18 protein-coding genes and 3 pseudogenes are annotated in these 16,199 nt (G+C 69.0%); 14 read left to right on the top strand and 7 right to left on the bottom strand.

Annotated elements, in window-relative coordinates; genetic code table 11:
• Positions 1-16: 16 nt before the first annotated feature.
• Together ACQPXG_RS18590 and ACQPXG_RS18585 are read left to right on the top strand one after the other, a co-directional pair.
• Complete coding sequence (locus tag ACQPXG_RS18590; protein WP_433468952.1) at positions 17-328, top strand: helix-turn-helix domain-containing protein; 312 nt, start codon at positions 17-19, stop codon at positions 326-328.
• Between the two features lie 68 nt (positions 329-396).
• Entirely contained in the window at positions 397-531 is a 135-nt protein-coding gene (locus tag ACQPXG_RS18585; protein ID WP_433468951.1) for a hypothetical protein, read from the top strand.
• 27 nt (positions 532-558) lie between these two features.
• Here ACQPXG_RS18585 and ACQPXG_RS18580 read toward each other — a convergent pair whose 3' ends face one another.
• The gene (locus ACQPXG_RS18580; RefSeq protein ID WP_433469994.1) at positions 559-2,550 is read right to left on the bottom strand and encodes a TerD family protein; all 1,992 of its coding nucleotides are present in this window, start codon (positions 2,548-2,550) and stop codon (positions 559-561) included.
• A 909-nt stretch (positions 2,551-3,459) separates the two neighbouring features.
• Between ACQPXG_RS18580 and ACQPXG_RS18575 the strand changes: the two are divergent.
• Positions 3,460-3,648, top strand: a pseudogene (locus ACQPXG_RS18575) (IS256 family transposase); the annotation flags it as partial.
• Between the two features lie 172 nt (positions 3,649-3,820).
• Complete coding sequence (locus ACQPXG_RS18570) at positions 3,821-4,411, top strand: dihydrofolate reductase family protein (protein WP_433468950.1); 591 nt, start codon at positions 3,821-3,823, stop codon at positions 4,409-4,411.
• A 16-nt stretch (positions 4,412-4,427) separates the two neighbouring features.
• Here ACQPXG_RS18570 and ACQPXG_RS18565 read toward each other — a convergent pair whose 3' ends face one another.
• Positions 4,428-4,994, bottom strand: a complete 567-nt coding sequence (locus tag ACQPXG_RS18565) for an FAD/NAD(P)-binding protein (protein ID WP_433469993.1) — start codon at positions 4,992-4,994, stop codon at positions 4,428-4,430.
• 335 nt (positions 4,995-5,329) lie between these two features.
• Here ACQPXG_RS18565 and ACQPXG_RS18560 point away from each other — a divergent pair, with 335 nt between their 5' ends.
• From ACQPXG_RS18560 to ACQPXG_RS18525, 8 genes and pseudogenes are all read left to right on the top strand, one after another.
• Entirely contained in the window at positions 5,330-6,178 is an 849-nt protein-coding gene (locus ACQPXG_RS18560) for an ABC transporter permease (RefSeq protein WP_433468949.1), read from the top strand.
• Positions 6,175-6,873 (top strand): annotated as a pseudogene (locus ACQPXG_RS18555) (ABC transporter ATP-binding protein); the annotation flags it as partial. The gene ACQPXG_RS18560 and the pseudogene ACQPXG_RS18555, both read left to right, overlap by 4 nt.
• Before the next feature lie 191 nt (positions 6,874-7,064).
• Positions 7,065-8,639: an FAD-dependent oxidoreductase gene (locus ACQPXG_RS18550; RefSeq protein ID WP_433468948.1), complete on the top strand. Its 1,575-nt coding sequence runs from the start codon at positions 7,065-7,067 to the stop codon at positions 8,637-8,639.
• Positions 8,636-8,980 carry a 4Fe-4S binding protein gene (locus tag ACQPXG_RS18545; protein WP_433468947.1) on the top strand — a complete coding sequence of 115 codons (345 nt, stop codon included), beginning with the start codon at positions 8,636-8,638 and terminating at the stop codon, positions 8,978-8,980. Before ACQPXG_RS18550 ends, ACQPXG_RS18545 begins: the two co-directional genes overlap by 4 nt.
• Before the next feature lie 43 nt (positions 8,981-9,023).
• A complete protein-coding gene (locus ACQPXG_RS18540) occupies positions 9,024-9,995 on the top strand; it encodes an ABC transporter substrate-binding protein (protein WP_433468946.1) in 972 nt (323 codons plus the stop codon).
• Positions 9,968-10,573: pseudogene (locus tag ACQPXG_RS18535) on the top strand (FAD-dependent oxidoreductase); the annotation flags it as partial. The gene ACQPXG_RS18540 and the pseudogene ACQPXG_RS18535, both read left to right, overlap by 28 nt.
• Positions 10,574-10,922: 349 nt before the next feature.
• Complete coding sequence (locus ACQPXG_RS18530) at positions 10,923-11,558, top strand: hypothetical protein (protein WP_433469992.1); 636 nt, start codon at positions 10,923-10,925, stop codon at positions 11,556-11,558.
• The gene (locus ACQPXG_RS18525; RefSeq protein WP_433468945.1) at positions 11,555-11,899 is read left to right on the top strand and encodes a 4Fe-4S dicluster domain-containing protein; all 345 of its coding nucleotides are present in this window, start codon (positions 11,555-11,557) and stop codon (positions 11,897-11,899) included. Before ACQPXG_RS18530 ends, ACQPXG_RS18525 begins: the two co-directional genes overlap by 4 nt.
• A 54-nt stretch (positions 11,900-11,953) precedes the next feature.
• Here ACQPXG_RS18525 and ACQPXG_RS18520 read toward each other — a convergent pair whose 3' ends face one another.
• Positions 11,954-12,226: a hypothetical protein gene (locus ACQPXG_RS18520; RefSeq protein WP_433468944.1), complete on the bottom strand. Its 273-nt coding sequence runs from the start codon at positions 12,224-12,226 to the stop codon at positions 11,954-11,956.
• A 47-nt stretch (positions 12,227-12,273) separates the two neighbouring features.
• Positions 12,274-13,014: an SDR family oxidoreductase gene (locus ACQPXG_RS18515; RefSeq protein ID WP_433468943.1), complete on the bottom strand. Its 741-nt coding sequence runs from the start codon at positions 13,012-13,014 to the stop codon at positions 12,274-12,276.
• 132 nt (positions 13,015-13,146) lie between these two features.
• Here ACQPXG_RS18515 and ACQPXG_RS18510 point away from each other — a divergent pair, with 132 nt between their 5' ends.
• The gene (locus ACQPXG_RS18510; RefSeq protein WP_433468942.1) at positions 13,147-13,506 is read left to right on the top strand and encodes a winged helix-turn-helix transcriptional regulator; all 360 of its coding nucleotides are present in this window, start codon (positions 13,147-13,149) and stop codon (positions 13,504-13,506) included.
• Positions 13,507-13,651: 145 nt separating this feature from the next.
• Here the strand turns inward: ACQPXG_RS18510 and ACQPXG_RS18505 are convergent, their stop codons facing one another.
• A complete protein-coding gene (locus ACQPXG_RS18505) occupies positions 13,652-14,566 on the bottom strand; it encodes an AraC family transcriptional regulator (RefSeq protein ID WP_433468941.1) in 915 nt (304 codons plus the stop codon).
• Positions 14,567-14,675: 109 nt separating this feature from the next.
• Between ACQPXG_RS18505 and ACQPXG_RS18500 the strand changes: the two genes are divergently transcribed.
• Entirely contained in the window at positions 14,676-15,086 is a 411-nt protein-coding gene (locus ACQPXG_RS18500) for a Dabb family protein (RefSeq protein ID WP_433468940.1), read from the top strand.
• Positions 15,087-15,309: 223 nt separating this feature from the next.
• On the opposite strand, the gene ACQPXG_RS18495 is transcribed toward ACQPXG_RS18500, so the two are convergent.
• Entirely contained in the window at positions 15,310-15,576 is a 267-nt protein-coding gene (locus tag ACQPXG_RS18495) for a winged helix-turn-helix domain-containing protein (protein ID WP_433468939.1), read from the bottom strand.
• Positions 15,573-15,854, bottom strand: coding sequence for a hypothetical protein (locus ACQPXG_RS18490; RefSeq protein ID WP_433468938.1), 282 nt, complete (start codon positions 15,852-15,854; stop codon positions 15,573-15,575). The genes ACQPXG_RS18495 and ACQPXG_RS18490 overlap by 4 nt, the downstream gene beginning before the upstream one ends.
• Positions 15,855-16,199 lie beyond the last annotated feature (345 nt).

Raw genomic sequence — 16,199 nt, 5'->3', positions numbered from 1 at the left:
GCGCCGCGGCGCGCCAGTGGCGCTGGAGAACCTCCACGAGCCGATTACCCTGGCGGACCTCACCGAGCACTGCAGCATGAGCTTGCGCACCTTCGCCCGCCACTTCACCGGACAGGTGGGAATGAGCCCGGGACGCTGGCTGATCCAGCAGCGCGTCGACCGTGCGCGGCACCTCCTCGAAACCACTGATCTGTCTGTGGCCGAGATTGCCTGCCAAGTCGGCTTCGCCAGCGGCACGTCGCTGCGGGAACACCTCTATGCCGCCATCGGCGTCTCCCCACTCGCCTACCGACGCACCTTCCGCGGTGCCCTGTCGTCAAGCCGCTGAGCACCGCCGCACCTGAGGGTGGCGTTCAGGTGGGGGCCGGCTCGGGTTCTCGTGGCCGGGAGGCGGGCGTGCGGGTGATCGACATCGACATCGCCGACGCGACCAGGAAGAGCGCGCCCGCTCCCCACCACGCGAGCGTGTACGAGCCCAGCGAGGTGGCGAGCCTCTTCAGAGCGTCGATCGCACTGCGCGACCCATCGTGACTTAACTGGCGTTGGAAGGGATGAATCCTAGTTGGCGCCATGGGCCTCGGCTGCTGGTACGGGATCGAGTTTCAGGACCTTAAGTATCTCTTGGTGAAAGCGATCGACGGCGGTGTCGATGCTGCGGACGAAGCCGGTTTCTTCTGTGCCGCGTTTGGTTCCCAGCCCGGTCGCGAGGGTCAGGCGGAAGGTATCGATCTGTGGCGCATTCTCGGGGACGAGAAGGCCAGGCTCGGTGATGAGATTTTTCAGCAGATCGCAAGGGCCGGTTTTTTGCTTGGGGGCGAGCGCTTCGATGCGGAGTTCAGGCGGGGCGTTGTTCAGTTGGCGTAGCAGCCACTGGACGCGGGTCAAGGGGCGGGCGCGGGCTGCGGCCGGAACTTCGACAGTGGTTTCGATCTGCCCTGTACGCAGGTCGGCTTCGAGCAGGACCGGGCCGCCGGCGTTAGGGATCCGAATCTCGGCGCTCATGCGACCGGAGTCCACCAGAGAGGTGACGGTCTGCAGGCGGCGCACCGAGGCATCCCCGTCCCGTCGCTTGCGGAGGACAGGGGCGATGGCCAAGCCCGTCTCACCACTGAGGCGCAGGCACAGTTGCCGGATCAGCTTCTCCCAGCTCTCGGCCACCTGCATCGCGCGCCGATCACCAAGACGGAGCGTGCCCGCGGTGACGGCGTTGCGCACCGGGACCCAGGCGGCGCCCATGTCCCGGAAGCCCTGGCAGCCGGCGTTGTCCTGGCGCAGGTAGTGCAGCAGCTCGCTCAGCAGCCACGCGTGAACGGGGTTGGCCACGCCGTCGTGGAGGCAGAGCATCTCGGCCTCGTGAGCGACCTCGGCCCAGGACAGGTGACGCAGGGTGACCTTGCGCAACAGCCGCTTGTCGACCTTCAAGGGATGCTCGTTGTCCAGAGCCAAGTCGTTGGACAAGGTGATCACGGTTTCGTAGCCGTGCCGGGCCGCCACCCCCAGATAGGCCTCGACCTGATCGGCCCTGAGGGGATTGCCGCCGGTCTTGGTCTCGATCAGTGCGGTCCAGATCCGGCCTGCCCTGGCCACGCGCAGCACTCCGTCGGGGCGGACCTTGCCATCGCCATGCTTGAAGGAAGCTTCGGCGAAAGTCTGAATGGTGCCGGCCGGGGCGTTGAAACGGGCCGTCAGGCGACGGCCGAACTCAGGTACCTGCGCCATAACCGCCAGCAGCGTGGCGGTCGCACGCACTTCGCGTTCCTGATCGTTGCGCAGGCCCGTGACCGGGAACAGTCGCGCATGCTGCCAGGACGGGTGCTCGGCCAGATTGACCTTGGCTGCCTTGGGCACGGTCGTTCTCTTCTTGGCCGTCCGGACCCGCTTGGGACGGTCATCGTTCTTGGTAGGTGTTGAATGAATGGGCGGGTTTGCGGCGGCATGGGCTTGAGGTTCCGGCCGGTCAGGCTCGGGTGGAACGGCTGGATGTGAGGGTGCCTGGCTGTGTTCTTCCTCTTCGCTGTCATCGACGTTGATGCCGAAGTCGGCGGCCAGGCCCGCGAGCCCGGACTCGTAGCCTTGTCCGACTGCTCGGAATTTCCAGCCGTCGCCTCTGCGGTACAGCTCCCCGAAGATGAACGCGGTCTCGGTGTCGGCGTCGGTGATGTCGAAGGTCAGCAGTACCTCTCCGGCACTGTCGGAGACGGTCAGCCGCAAATCGTCCAGTGCCCCGAACGTTGCACCCGCGTAACGGCTGGCGGCGATAACGACGCGTTGCACCTCGGGCCGCAACGCGCCCAAGTCGACCAGGATGCGGTCTTCGCTGCCGGTGGCGGTGGGTGTCTTGCCCAGCAGGCGAACCGATTCGTCAGCGGTGGCGAGTTGGTTGTAGAAGATGAAGTCGGCGTCGCTGCCGACCTTGCCATCGGCGTCGACCAAGAGCACCGAGACATCGGCTTCGCCCTCACCAGAGGGATCAATCCAACTCAACGCCACAGTGAATGGCCCCGTTGCCGTGGTCAGGCCAGACAGGTCAATGTTGGCGCCCTTGGTCATCTGATGCACTGCGTCTGCTCCTCTGCTCACGCCTGATCTTGCGCGCACAGCGGGAGCTATGACAGCCGCAGATTCGTGCTACCACGCAGGGCGATCACCTGTATGCGCGGTGACAGCGTACGCGGATCGGTCGCCGTGAAACCCTGACTCGAGGCGAAGGGGCCACACTCGGCCACATGTCAGGGCTCGGCAGACCGAGTTTGATTCAAATGCCAGAAAGAGAACTCACGTGTGAGTACGCGATGGCAATCTTGATGGTCGAAAGAGGCAGCGCGATCACCCGGAATCAGGAAAGACCTTAACGAACTCTCATACCGCACAGACAGCGCCTGCCTGCTCCCCGATCGGACTCGTTGCTAATGAGCGGTCTCTGAGAACAAAGACCGCTATGGGGCGGCTGGCGAGAGGGGTACCGCGATCACCGCACATACTTGGCGGCCATGCCCAGCACATGCATCGTCGCCATGTCCAGCATGATGGCTTCAGCCATCACGACGGTAATCATCCATGGCGAGCCGGCTCGCGAGGCAAGGCCTCTGGAAGGTGGCTCGGCGAACCGCCCTTCCGCCCTTTGGGGCGGGGCAGCGTGCCGACGGAAAGGCCGATTGAGGGTCGCTCCGTGCGCAGTCAGCCAGTGCACAGGAGCATCTTTGCGATGGGCATCGAGGGTTCGACGACGGCGCGAACGAACCCGGTGAGGCATGAGCTGCGCTCGTGCGTATATCGCATGCTCGCCACCGCGATGAACCACACGGGCTTAGACGGCCACCGATGCGATCTGTTCGAGGACGACGGGGGGCGGAGTGCTCGTCCTGATCCATCCGGTGGACGAGCTGCCCAAAACGCTCCCGTTGGCAAGGCTGATCCCGGCGCTCACGCGACAACTCGTCAAGTTCTGCTGGCGTTCTTCGACTTCCCGCCGAGCACGGGATCCATCTGCGGACCACGAACCCGATCGAGTCCACGTTCGCCACTGTCCGGCTGCGGACCAAGGTCACCCGCGGGGTCGGCTCGCGCACCGCCGCCCTCGCGATGGTGTTCAAACTCGTCGAGTCCGCCCAGCAGCGGTGGCGGGCCGTTAACGCACCCCACCTCGTCGAACGGCCCGAGCTCAGCGCCGCCTGAGCAACCTCAACCGCCCACGGCCATTCACAATGAGCTCCGGGCCGATGAGTTTGCCGGTTGCCTGCGGTCTTTCCTTGCGGCACTCCCGCCTCTGCGGGGGACCAGGAACCGATGCATCCCGATGTCATAAAAGGAGATGGAGGCCATGATGCGCAATCCGATTCGGCTGTACATGTCGATGTCGCTCGACGGCTACATCGCGGGTCCGGACGATCGACCGGGCCAGGAGCTAGGACGCGACGGTGGACGTCTCTTCAACTGGCTCGACGATCGAGAATCCGACGGCCCGAACGGACAGGTCTACCGCGAAGCGCTGGCGACCGGCGCGGTGATCTCCGGTCGGCGGACGTTCGAACTCGCCGGGCGCTGGCAAGGCGACCACCACGACGGCGTACCGATCTTCGTCCTCACCCACCACGTGGACGTCGGCGACGTACCACCCGGCCACGCGCAGTTCGTCACCGATGTCGAGGACTGCGCCCGTCAGGCTCGAGCGGCCGCCGGAGACCTCCCGGTCATGGTCCATGGGGCGGGCGCAGCCCAAGCCTTGCTGCGAGCGGGGCAGATCGACGAGATGGAGATCCACCTGGTTCAGGTGCTCCTCGGGGACGGCCGGCGACTGTTCGACCACCTCGGTGGCGATCACATCGAACTCGATCTCGTCCGCCGGCTAGAAGGGCGAGATGTCACCCACCTGCGCTACCGGGTACGCCACTCCAATCAGGAGGCCACATGAAGACGCTCTTCGTCTCCTACCGTGTCACCGACGGATAGGCAGGGTCGAGGGTATCGGCGGCACTCGCCTTGTGATCCTCAAGTTCCCCGGCGAACCGGCGGCCTCGCTCGAACTGGCCCACCGGCCAGGCGACGGACGCGTCGACCGACCTCGACGGGTACCCGGATCGAGTTGGTGCAGTGGCCGCCCGGACAGCCCGACGGCGTCGGTGTGCAGCAGGCCTCCGTCCGACAGATTCAGCCGGATCGACCGTCCCGGCCCTGATTCGACGAAGGAGGTGACCGTTCCGGTCAGTTGAGTGAGGTGCCCTGCAGGCAGACGCGTAGTCGGCACCGGTCACATCCAGACCCAGCGCCCGGACCCACCGCAGCAGATGATCTGGATCGTCCTCCAGCGCACTCATCTTGGTGGCGCAGGCGTTGAGCAGGTGATTCGAATCGGTCGTCGCCCGGGGTCGGGGAGTTGTTCGTCGATGCCACCGAAGACGGTGGTGGCGATGGACATCGAGGCGGACCGTCCGTAGAGGGAGCGTCACGGTCCGTCCGTCTGGGGCTGTCCGGGCAGTGTGATCTACGTAACCCATGAGGTCGATCAACACCGGAGGCCACCTGGGAGATATTCCCAGGTAAATCGGTATGTTTTGTCGGAAAATCGCTCGTCCGCCGACGTCTTCGCAGGTGAAGGCCGCTTTCCTGGGGCTTCACAGGGCACCACCGCCGCGTGCATGCTGTGGGCATGGACGCAGCGGAGGTACTGGTGGCGAGGCGCCACGTCGACCTCCTTCGTGTGTGCAGCGCGTCCTGTTGAACCGTTCTTTCGTGTGCCGGGGTCACTGACCCGCCGCGTCCTCGTCTGCCGGCCGCCCTCCTGCGCCGGAATCCTCTCTTTCCTTCCTTCCCCCTGTCCTGGAGGTACCGCGTGTCCACCGACCTGCTCGATCCACCCCGCTCGGCGATTCCCGAGGCTGCGCGGACCGCGGTCGCCGGCCGTTCCAGTGCCGTGTTGCTGTCTCTGCTGCGCCGGGCGCGCAAGGTCAGCGGGCTCGTCATCGTCCTCGCGCTGTGGGAGGCCGGCGCCCGCGCGGGCTGGCTGGGCAGCACGACTCCGCCGCTCAGCGACGTCGCCGTCCGCGGCTGGGAGATGGTGTCGTCGGGCGCGCTGTTCGAGAACCTCGGAGTCTCGCTGGTGCGGGTGCTGAAGGGCCTGGCGATCGGGCTGCCGGTGGGCCTCGTCCTGGGTCTGCTCGCGGGGCTGTTCAGGGTCAGCGAGGACATCATCGACGCGCCGGTTCAGGCGGTCCGGATGCTTCCCCATCTCGCGCTGGTCCCGCTGTTCATCATCTGGTTCGGGATCGGTGAGATGTCCAAGGTCGGCCTGATCGCGGTCGGCGTCGTGTTCCCGCTCTACATCAACGTGTTCCACGGGATCCGGGGGGTGGACGAGCGGCTGGTGGAGTCGGCCCGTACTTGCGGGCTCGGCCGTCTCGGCCTGATCCGGAAGGTCATCCTGCCCGGCGCGCTCCCGCAGATCCTCGTCGGCCTGCGTCTGTCGCTCGGTGTCGCCTGGCTGACGCTCGTCGTCGTGGAGCAGTCGGCGACGGCCAGCGGCATCGGCTTCGTCATCAACCAGGCCACCCAGTTCCTGCAGATGGACACCGTCTTCCTGGTGCTCGTGGTGTACGCGCTGCTCGGAGTGTCGACTGACCTGCTGGTGCGGCTCATCGAGGGGCGAGCCCTGGCGTGGCGGAGAGGGCTGGTCGCGCGATGACGACGACGGTGGAGAGAGGAGTGCGCGTACGCGGTCTCAGACGGGTGTTCGGCGATCGCGCCGTCCTGGACCGCGTGGACCTCGACATCGCGCCCGGCGAGTTCGTCGCGCTGCTCGGCGCGAGCGGCTCCGGGAAGAGCACGCTGCTGCGCGCGCTGGCCGGGCTGGACGGCGAGGGGAGCGGCGAGATCGCCGTCCCCGAGAGGCGTGCCTTCGTCTACCAGGAGCACCGCCTGCTCCCCTGGAGCCGGGTGTGGGGCAACGTCGTCCTCGGCTTGCGAGGACGCGACCTGCGTAAGCGGGCCGAAGCGGCGCTGGCCGAGGTCGGGCTGACGGCTCGTGCCGACGCGTGGCCGCTCACTCTGTCCGGTGGCGAGTCACAGCGCGTCGCGCTGGCCCGGGCGCTGGTGCGGACGCCCGATCTGCTGCTGCTCGACGAGCCGTTCGGGGCGTTGGACGCGCTCACCAGGCTCAACGCACAGGCTCTCGTCGCCGACCTGTGGGCCGAGCACCGGCCGGCGGTGCTGCTGGTCACCCACGATGTCGAGGAGGCGCTCCTACTGGCCGACCGTGCGCTGCTGCTGGCAGACGGCCGGATCGAACGGGAGTACGCCGTCGACCTTCCCAGGCCGCGGTCGCTGGACGACCCGCGGTTCATCGCGCTGCGGCGCGACCTGCTCGACGGGCTCGGAGTGCGAACCGTCCATCAGCCCCCACCCACCGCCAATCAACCGACGAGCTCCGCTCGACAGACCGTCCTCCAGCCCCCACCCACCACCAATCAACCGACGAGCTCCGCTCGACAGACCGTCCTCCAGCCCCCACCCACCACCAATCAACCGACGAGCTCCGCTCGACAGACCGTCCCTACCGCCAAGGAGGCGTCATGACCGATCTGACCGCCGATGTGCTCGTCGCGGGCGGCGGCCCCGCCGGCGCGTGGGCCGCGATCAAGGCCGCGGAGGCCGGCGCCGACGTCATCCTCGCCGACAAGGGATACCTCGGGACGAGCGGCGCGACGGCGTCGGCGGGGACCGGCGTCTGGTACGTCGAGCCGAAGCCGGAGGCCCGGGAGGCGGCCATGGCCAGCCGCGAAGGACTCGGCGGCTACCTCGCCGACCGTGAATGGATGGCCCGCGTCCTCGACCAGACGTACGCGAACATGAACGAGCTGGCCGAGATCTCCAGGTATCCGTTCCCGGTGGACGAGAACGGCCGGCAGATCCGGCGGGGGCTGCAGGGGCCGGAGTACATGCGGCGAATGCGGGTGCGGGTCCGCCGGGCGGGCGTGCGGGTCCTCGATCACAGCCCGGTCACCGAACTGCTCGCGGACGGCGCCGGCGCCGTCGCCGGTGCCGCCGGGTACCACCTGCGCGACGACCGGCCGTTCCGGGTCCGGGCCGGCGCCGTCGTGCTCGCGACCGGCGGGTGCGCCTTCCTCAGCAGGGCGCTGGGCTGCGACGTCAACACCGGGGACGGTGCGCTGTTCGCGGCGGAGGCCGGCGCGGAACTGTCCGGAATGGAGTTCTCCAACGCGTATGCGATCGCCCCCGCCTTCACGTCCGTGACCAAGACGGCCTTCTATTCGTTCGCCACCTTCTACCACGCGGACGGGACCGTTCTGGAAGGCGCGGGCAGCCAGCGGGGGCGTTCGGTGATCGCCCGGACCCTGCTCAGCGAGCCCGTCCTGTGCCGCATCGACCGGGCCACGCCCGAGGACCAGCGCGCGATGCGGCTCGCGCAGGCGAACTTCTTCCTCCCCTTCGACCGGCAGGGCATCGACCCGTTCAAGGACCTGTTCCCCGTCACGCTGCTCGCCGAGGGCACTGTCCGCGGCACCGGCGGCATCCGGATCACCGGCCGCGACTGCTCCACCTCGGTGCCCGGCCTGCACGCGGCGGGGGACGCCGCCACCCGCGAGCTGATCTGCGGTGGCTTCACCGGCGGCGGCAGCCACAACGCCGCGTGGGCGATGTCGTCGGGCACCTGGGCCGGTCAGGGTGCCGCGCGGCACGCCGCCGAACTGGGCGGACGAGCCGGAGCGCGGGCCCTGCACGCACTCGGCGAGGCGGGGCTCCGGCCCGCCGGTCCGGCGACCGGCGGGCACTCCGGCTACGTCGCCGCCGTCCAGGCCGAGGTGCTGCCCTACGACAAGAACCTGCTGCGGCACGGCGATCGCCTCGCCCCGGCACTGGACGTCCTGGACCGGACGTGGCGCGAACTGCGCGGCACACTGCGCGAGGACGGCGCCGGAGTCGTCCGGGCGCGATCGGCCGCCGCGATGACCGCACACGCCCGCTGGATGTACAGCGCCGCACTCACCCGCACCGAGACGCGCGGCATGCACAAGCGCCAGGACCTGCCCGACCAGGACCCGGCCCAGCACCACCGGCTCGTCACCGGCGGCCTCGACGAGATCTGGACGCGCCCGGAGACAGGGGCACTGGCGGTGGCGTCATGATCGAGATCGTCTCGCGGGAGCGCTGCATCGCCTGCGACAAGTGCGTCGACGTCTGCCCGACGAACGTCTTCGACCGCGGCGCTGACGGCATTCCGCTCATCGCCCGGCAGAGCGACTGCCAGACCTGCTTCATGTGCGAGGCGTACTGCCCGGTCGACGCCCTGTTCGTCGACCCGCGCTCGCACCCGCTGCCCGAGCCTCCGGACGAGGCGGCGCTCGCCGCGGACGGGACACTCGGCGCCTACCGCGCGCAGATCGGCTGGGGCCGGGGACGCACCCCCGGCGCCAAGCTCGCGATCGGCCCGTCGCTGAACCGGACCGGCGCGCCCCTCACCTCCTGAAAACCGTGAAATCCCTGACAGGACCCCCGTGAAAGGCAACAAAGTGAGACTTCCCCGAGTTCTGGCCGCCGGTCTGATCGTCCTCGCCGCGACGGCGTGCGGCTCCTCCGAGGCCGACAGCGGTTCCGGGACGCTCCGCGTCGGAGTGATCGGCTCGGGGGTCGGCAACAAGCTGACCCGCGCGGTCGGGTTCCTCGACCAGCGCGGCGAACTGCTCCCGGAGTTGAAGGCCGCCGGAATCACCAAGATCAAGGTCGCGACGTTCCCCAACGGCCCCGACCTGAACCAGGCCCTCGCCGGCGGCTCCCTCGACATCGGCATGTACGGGGACACGCCGGCGCTCATCGGCCGGGGACAGGGGCTGCCGACCCGGCTGCTGTCGCTCAACTCGGTCCGCCTGGACGCCGCGATCGTCGCCAAGAAGGACGGCGGGCCGGCGTCCCTCAAGGACCTGGAGGGCAAGCGGATCGGCGTCCAGACCGGCTCCTACATCCACCGCTACCTGCTCGGCGCGCTGAAGCAGGCCGGGGTGAAGCCGAAGGAGATCATCCACATGTACACGCCGGCGATCATCGCGGCGCTGGAGAAGGGCTCGATCGACGCGGGCGGCCTGGTCTCCGCCGACCAGGTCGCGGAGGAGCAGAAGGGCTACAAGTCGATCGACATCGCGTCCCGGGACCACCCGGACCTTCTCGGCACCTCCGTCACGGTCGTGACGGAGAAGTACCTGGCCGGGCACAAGGACATCGTCCAGGTGTGGCGGAAGGCCGAGACCAAGGCCGTGCAGGCCGCCAAGGCCGACTGGCCCGGCTACACCGCGTACGTGGCCAAGACCGGCGGATACGCCGCCGATATCTCGATCAAGACGACACTGAAGGGGCAGCTGCCCGACGAGCCGTTCCCGGCGGAGGGGCTGAAGCTTCTCGAGGGGACCAAGACGTTCCTCGTCCAGCAGGCACTCATCAAGAAGGACTACACGCTCAACTCGTGGCTGGCGCCCGGGGCCAGGCCGTGACCGGGCTCGACACCGACGTCCTCGTCCTCGGCGGCGGTCCCGCCGGGGCGTGGGCGGCGCTCGCCGCGGCCGGCACCGGTACCCGGGTCGTCCTCGCGGACAAGGGCTACTGCGGTACCAGCGGCCCGACCGCGTCGGGCGGCAACAACCTCTGGTACATCCCGCCGGACGCGGCGGCCCGGGCCCGGGCGGTCGGCGAGCGCTTCGAACAGAGCGGCCGGCTCGCCGACCGCCGCTGGATGGCGCGGGTGGTCGACGAGACGTACCGGCGCGTCGACGACCTCGCCCGCTTCGGGTACCCGTTCCCCGTCTACGAGGACGGGGTCGAGCGGCGCGGCAGCCTGCAGGGACCCGAATACATGAAGCGGATGCGGCGCCGTGTGCACAGGTCGGGAGTGACGATCCTCGACCACCATCCGGCGCTGCGGCTGCTCGTGGACGACTGGGGCGTGGCCGCCGGCGCGTCCGGCATCGCCCGCCAGAAGGGCGGGGAGACCTGGACCGTCCGCGCCGGGGCGGTCGTCCTCGCCACCGGCGGCTGCGCGTTCCTGTCCGGCGCGTTCGGCACCAACGTCGACACCGGTGACGGACACCTGATGGCCGCCGAACTGGGCGCCGAGCTGTCGGGCATGGAGTTCTCCAGCGCCTACGCGTTCTCCCCGGCGTACGGCTCGCACACCAAGGGCCCGATGATGCAGTTCGCGACGTACTACACCGAGGACGGCGCCCCGATCGACGTGCCGGATCCGCTGGCCGCCAGAATCCCAGTCGCGGAGCGGCTCGCGGCGGGCGAGAAGGTGTACGCGCGGCTGGACAAGGCGCCCCCGCAACTGCACGAGGCCATGCGGCACGCCCAACCGAACTACTTCCTGCCGCTGGACAAGGCCGGCCGGGGTCGATCCCTTCCGCGACCGGTACGAGCTGCGAATGGTGCTGGAGGGCACGGTCCGCGGCACAGGTGGCCTGCGGATCACCGGCGACGACTGCGCGACGATCGTCCCCGGCCTGTACGCAGCCGGGGACGTCGCGACGCGGGAACTTGTGTCCGGGGCCGTCAGCGGAGGCGGTGCCTACAACGGGGCATGGGCGATCTCATCGGGCACCTGGGCCGGCCGCGGCGCCCCCGTGTTCGCGGCGGGCCGGGCGCGTCCACACGCCGTCCCGGCCGGACGCGCGGGTCTCGACCCCGGGCGGCTCGATGCGGCGACCGTCATCCGTGCGGTGCAGGACGAGATGCTGCCGCTCGACCGCAACCTCTTCCGGACACGCGACAAGCTTCGCGACTCCCTGGCCTCGCTGGACGCGCTGTGGGAACGGATCACCTCCCAAGGCATCGCCGGAACAGGCCGCGAACGTCTCCGCGCAAGGTCGGCCACGGCGATGACGGCGCACGCCCGGTGGTGCTACATCGCCGCCCTGGCCCGTCCTGAGTCACAGGGAATGCACCGGCTGGAGAACCTTCCCCCACTGCGGCAGTACGAGCATCGGCGGCTCGTCGGCGGCCTTGACGAACCATGGACGGCCGCCGAGCCCGCCGCCGAGCCTCAGGAGACGCCGGCATGATCGAGGTCGTGAGCGCGGGCCGCTGCGTGCGGTGCGACGTGTGCATCAAGGTCTGCCCGACGGACGTGTTCGACCGAGGGCCCGACGGCCTTCCGGTCATCGCCAGGCAGAGCGACTGCCAGACGTGCTTCATGTGCGAGGCCCACTGCCCGACGGACGCCCTCTACGTCGCGCCGTTCACCGATCCCGCTCCGGCAGGCTCCCTCCACACCGACGAGGACGCACTGGCCGACGCCTTCGGCGCCTACCGCCGCATCGTCGGCTGGGGCAACGGCCGCACCACCGGCAGCCGCGCGGACCGCAACCACATCTTCACCGAGCGATTGCGGTCATCCCCATGACCGCTCGCTCCAGCTCGCCCTCATCCACGACCACAGCGCGCTCGTAGAAGTTGGCTAGTTGATCGTGGGCGCCAGAAGCCCGTTCATCGTGAGGTTCACAAGTCGGTCGGCCTGTTCCTTTGACATGTGCTCGGAGATCCAGGCGGCGGCGTTCATCAACGCGAAGATGTCGGCGCCCGCGGCGTCCTGGCGCAGGGCGCCGGCCTCGCGCGCCCTGGCGACGAGCCGGTCGCCGAGATCGGCCATCCGCAGGCACGCCTCGCGGAGCTCGGGTTTACCTGCTTTTAGAGTAGGAAAAGTAGGTTTCTTCGTCAACAGGAAGGCCATAGGCGATCAACAGTGATCCATGTCACCTTCGCGCTTGAAGAACGGTTTCAGGGAGCGGAGATCACGCGGGAACCGCCGTCGACGGGGATGCGGATGCCGGTCGTTGCCCGAAAGTCCCCTCCCACGACTGCGGCGATCACCTTCGCCACGTCCTCGGGCTCGAGCATCCGGTGCAGCACCGAACGTTCGGCGCGCGCCTTCTCCACCTCTGGCGTCATCATGTGGGCCGTGGCGTCGGTACGCACCGCGCCGGGCGCGACGACGTTCACCCCGATCCCGTACGGCCCGGCCTCCGCGGCGACGTGCCGCGCGAAGGTGTCGAGGGCCGCCTTGGCGGTGGCGTGCGCGATCGCGCCGGGGCGGACGAGTTCAGCGCTGAGGCTTGAGACGTAGACGATCCGCCCGCCGCCCTGGCCGCGCATCACCTCCAGGACCCGCTTGGTCAGGTGGAAGACGGCGGCCATCTCGCCGTCCACCTTGCCGATGAAGTCCTCCCAGGTCATGGCGTCCAGTGGAGCGAACGGCGGGGTGACGTTGGCGTTGCAGACGAGCGCGTCGACGGTGTGGCGGCCTCGGATGAGGGCGGCGACGTGCTCCGGGTCTCGGACGTCGGCCTGGGCGAGTTCCGCCGTTCCGCCTTCTCGCCTTATCTCCTCCGCGACCTTCTCCGCGCTCACCGTGTCAGCGCGGTAGTTGACGACGCTGTGGAAGCCGCGTCGTCCCAGCTCCTTGGCCGTCGCGGCGCCGATCCCGCGGCCGGCGCCTGTGATGAGGGCGACTTTTGGCACTTCTCCTCCTGGAGTCTCTTGCCGGGGCCACGGCGACGGTAGGGGACGTCGCTAACTGTCGGTAAGTACCTACTCCGAGGTAAGCTCCCTACGTCAGAGACGGTTCGCAGGATGGGGCGGTGACGAGACGGCGTGAGTGACACGTTTCACAGGGAATGCCCGGCACGCATGGTGCTCGACCACGTCACCGGCCGGTGGGGCGTACTGATCCTCACCGCCATGCGCGAACGGGACCTGCGCTTCTCCGAGCTGCGCGAGAAGATCGAGGGGATCAGCGAGAAAATGTTGTCCCAGACGCTGCGCATGCTGCTGAGGGACGGCCTGGTGTCCCGCACGGTAGAACCGTCCACACCGCCCAAGGTGACCTACGGCCTGACGACGCTGGGCAAGGGAATCACCGAGCCCCTGGAAGGCCTGTCCGGCTGGATCCGCGACCACGCCGAAGACATCCTCGCCGCCCAGGCCTCCTTCGACGCCACCGGCCCGCGATAGGGAGTTACCGGACCTGCCAGAGCCGGTACAGCGGCAGGCCGGCCACCAACGCACCCCCGCGCCGGTGCCACGCAGCCGCCGCAGTCGACGCGGACGTACGGCGCCGTCCGCGCCCGCGGTCACGTGCGACCAGCGAACCGGCGGGTTAGCGCATCCGGCGGTAGCGGCCGGGAGCGACCGCGAACGCGCGCTTGAAGGCGTTGGCGAAGGCGTACTCCGAGCCGTATCCGACCCGCTCGGCCACCGCGCCGAGCGGCGCGTCGGACTCGCGCAGCAGCCGCGCCGCCGTGGTCAGCCGCCACCAGGTCAGATAGGCCAGCGGCGGCCGTCCGACGAGCGCGTTGAACCGGCGGGCGAACGCGGCCCTCGACAGCCCCGCCCGGTCCGCCAGCTCTGCGACCGTCCAGGGCCGTGCTGGATCGCCGTGGACGGCGTCGAGCGCGCCGCTCACCGCAGGGTCGGCCAGCGCCGCGGCCCACCCGCCGGTCCCGCCGCAGGCCGGCTGCTCCTCCAGCCAGGTGCGCAGGATGTAGACCAGCAGCGTGTCCAGCAGTGACGGGACGACCGCGTCGGCGCCCGGGCCGGGGTCCTGCAGTTCCGCGCCAAGCAGGTCGACTGCGGCGCGCAGGCAGGATTGACGGCCGACCCGGGCTGGGAGGTGCACGATGCCGGGCAGGCCGTCCAGCAGCGGATGCCCGCGGTCGGCGTCGAGCTGGTAGGCGCCGCACAGCACCACGGCGCTCGGCGGCCCGGTCACGGCCACGCGGTTCGGGCCGTCCGCATCCACCCCCGGGAACGGAAGCTCGGCGAACGGCGTGGTGGGGGCGTCCGCCAGGCCGTACTCGCCTCCATGCGGGAAGAACAGGACGTCGCCGGCGGCCAGCGCGATCGGGGCGCCCTCCCGGGGGAGCAGCCAGTACGACCCGGCCAGCACGACCTCGAACCCGGCCGTGCCGGGCGCGTGGCGGAACCGCCGGCCCCACGGCGCGTGCCTTTCCACTCGCGCCGACTGGGGCGCGCCGGTGCGCATCACGGCGATCACGTCGCTCAGCACGTCCATGCGGCAAGGCTAGCCGGAAGACGATTACGTATGAAATCAAGATTCTGTGGCATTGGTTGTCTTACTGACGCGCTCTACGGTCAAAAGCACATCTTGTGAAGGGAACAGAATGATTGTGATCACGCAGCGTTTCAGCTTCAAGGCGGACACCACACCGGCGCGGAAGGAGGCCGTTCTCACCGCGATGCGGCGGACCTCGGCCGTGGAGTCGACGTCCTTCTCGTTCGTCGGGCCCGAGCTGGGCGACGCCGACGACGGCCTCACCCACGGATACTGCGTGGCGATCCCGGATCTCGCCGCGCTGGAACGCTACGTCCACGACCCGATCCACCTGGCGGGCGACCCCGAGATCCTGCCGTACCTGGCCCGCCTCACCCACGTCCGGTTCTCGGACGACTCCGATCCGGATCTGAACGAGAAGATCATCGTCCTGCACCAGAAGAAGCTCGCGATGTACCCGGAGTGGGAGCGCCTCCTCAACGCGATCCCGAGCGGTGCCCCTGAGCCGCACCGGGCCTGAACGCGCGCCGCGCCCGCTCCCTCTCGTCGTGCCGCCGGAGTTCGACGACGTACGTCCGGGCCGTCCGCGCTCGCTCGGCGATGACTTCGGCGCGCTGGTCCCCCTATGACGGGCGGGACCAGCGCGCCGAGGCCGCGCTCAAGGAGCTCGGAAGCTCAAGGCGGCTCCACAGGCCGGGGGGCTGCCTGGCCAGAAGCGGCCGGTAGATCAGCTGTCTGCGCCGCTATACCCGGTCATGGGCCGCCGGCGGCTGACCGGCGCTCCTGGGGAGGCGATACACGTAGCCGACCTGCCGCACGGTCACCAGGCGCTTTTGGTGACGCCCGAGCTTGCGGCGCAGCCGATGAATATGGACGTCGACCGTTCTGACTCCTGCCTCCTCGGCCGGATGCCCCCACACGGCGTTCATGAGATGCCCTCTGGAGAACACCTTCCCGGGACGCGCCGTCAGGTAGTCGAGCAACTCGAACTCCCGGAACGTCAGCGTCACCTCCCCCCCCCGTCCGACCAGACACGCCTGGCATCTCGATGGACGACAAGGCCGTCGGGGTCCACGGTCGGGCGGCTCCACCCCGGTTCCCGCCGGTCGAGCGGCGCGGCCGCCGTTTCCGGCGCCCCGGCCGGCGTTTCCGGAAGGAGATGTGCGGTGATCACCATGATCTGGCCGGTCTCGGGGACCGGGACGACCTCGACCAGGCCGTCCGGGGGCACATTGGCCACGCTCACCGCCGGTCCGCCGCCGGCCTTCGCATCCTGAAGTCGTGACATGACAGAATCCCTTCGTTCCCATGCATGATCAGGCCCTTGGAGGGCGGTCGGCACCGATCGTCATGAGCACGAGGCGATCATGGCCGGCTCGGGACCTCGGGTCTTCAGAAGCAGGGCTTGGAAGGCGCACAGAGGGCGCTGGCCTGCCAGCACAGGTCCACGGGCAGGCGCGCCGTCAGGGGTATGTCACGGCTCACGGTCCCAGATTGCAGAATATTTCCTATTTTGTCAATAGGAAAAGTCTCTTTCTATGCACAACACGACACCCTCGCCAGGGCAGGCGGGCGCTCGTCGTCACCAAACTGGACCAGCCGGCGTCGCCATGGAGGAACCGGATCGCCCGGG

This window comes from Spirillospora sp. CA-128828 (assembly GCF_050945415.1).
Taxonomy (GTDB): Bacteria; Actinomycetota; Actinomycetes; order Streptosporangiales; family Streptosporangiaceae; genus Spirillospora.
This window is presented reverse-complemented; position numbering and strand designations above follow the sequence as displayed.

Bases quoted from the DNA above. Each gene is read 5' to 3' on its own strand.
- ACQPXG_RS18580 (WP_433469994.1), bottom strand. From the start codon at position 2,550: ATGACCAAGGGCGCCAACATTGACCTGTCTGGCCTGACCACGGCAACG.
- ACQPXG_RS18570 (WP_433468950.1), top strand. From the start codon at position 3,821: ATGATGCGCAATCCGATTCGGCTGTACATGTCGATGTCGCTCGACGGC.
- ACQPXG_RS18565 (WP_433469993.1), bottom strand. From the start codon at position 4,994: ATGGGTTACGTAGATCACACTGCCCGGACAGCCCCAGACGGACGGACC.
- ACQPXG_RS18550 (WP_433468948.1), top strand. From the start codon at position 7,065: ATGACCGATCTGACCGCCGATGTGCTCGTCGCGGGCGGCGGCCCCGCC.
- ACQPXG_RS18545 (WP_433468947.1), top strand. From the start codon at position 8,636: ATGATCGAGATCGTCTCGCGGGAGCGCTGCATCGCCTGCGACAAGTGC.
- ACQPXG_RS18530 (WP_433469992.1), top strand. From the start codon at position 10,923: ATGGTGCTGGAGGGCACGGTCCGCGGCACAGGTGGCCTGCGGATCACC.
- ACQPXG_RS18525 (WP_433468945.1), top strand. From the start codon at position 11,555: ATGATCGAGGTCGTGAGCGCGGGCCGCTGCGTGCGGTGCGACGTGTGC.
- ACQPXG_RS18520 (WP_433468944.1), bottom strand. From the start codon at position 12,226: ATGGCCTTCCTGTTGACGAAGAAACCTACTTTTCCTACTCTAAAAGCA.
- ACQPXG_RS18505 (WP_433468941.1), bottom strand. From the start codon at position 14,566: ATGGACGTGCTGAGCGACGTGATCGCCGTGATGCGCACCGGCGCGCCC.
- ACQPXG_RS18500 (WP_433468940.1), top strand. From the start codon at position 14,676: ATGATTGTGATCACGCAGCGTTTCAGCTTCAAGGCGGACACCACACCG.
- ACQPXG_RS18490 (WP_433468938.1), bottom strand. From the start codon at position 15,854: ATGTCACGACTTCAGGATGCGAAGGCCGGCGGCGGACCGGCGGTGAGC.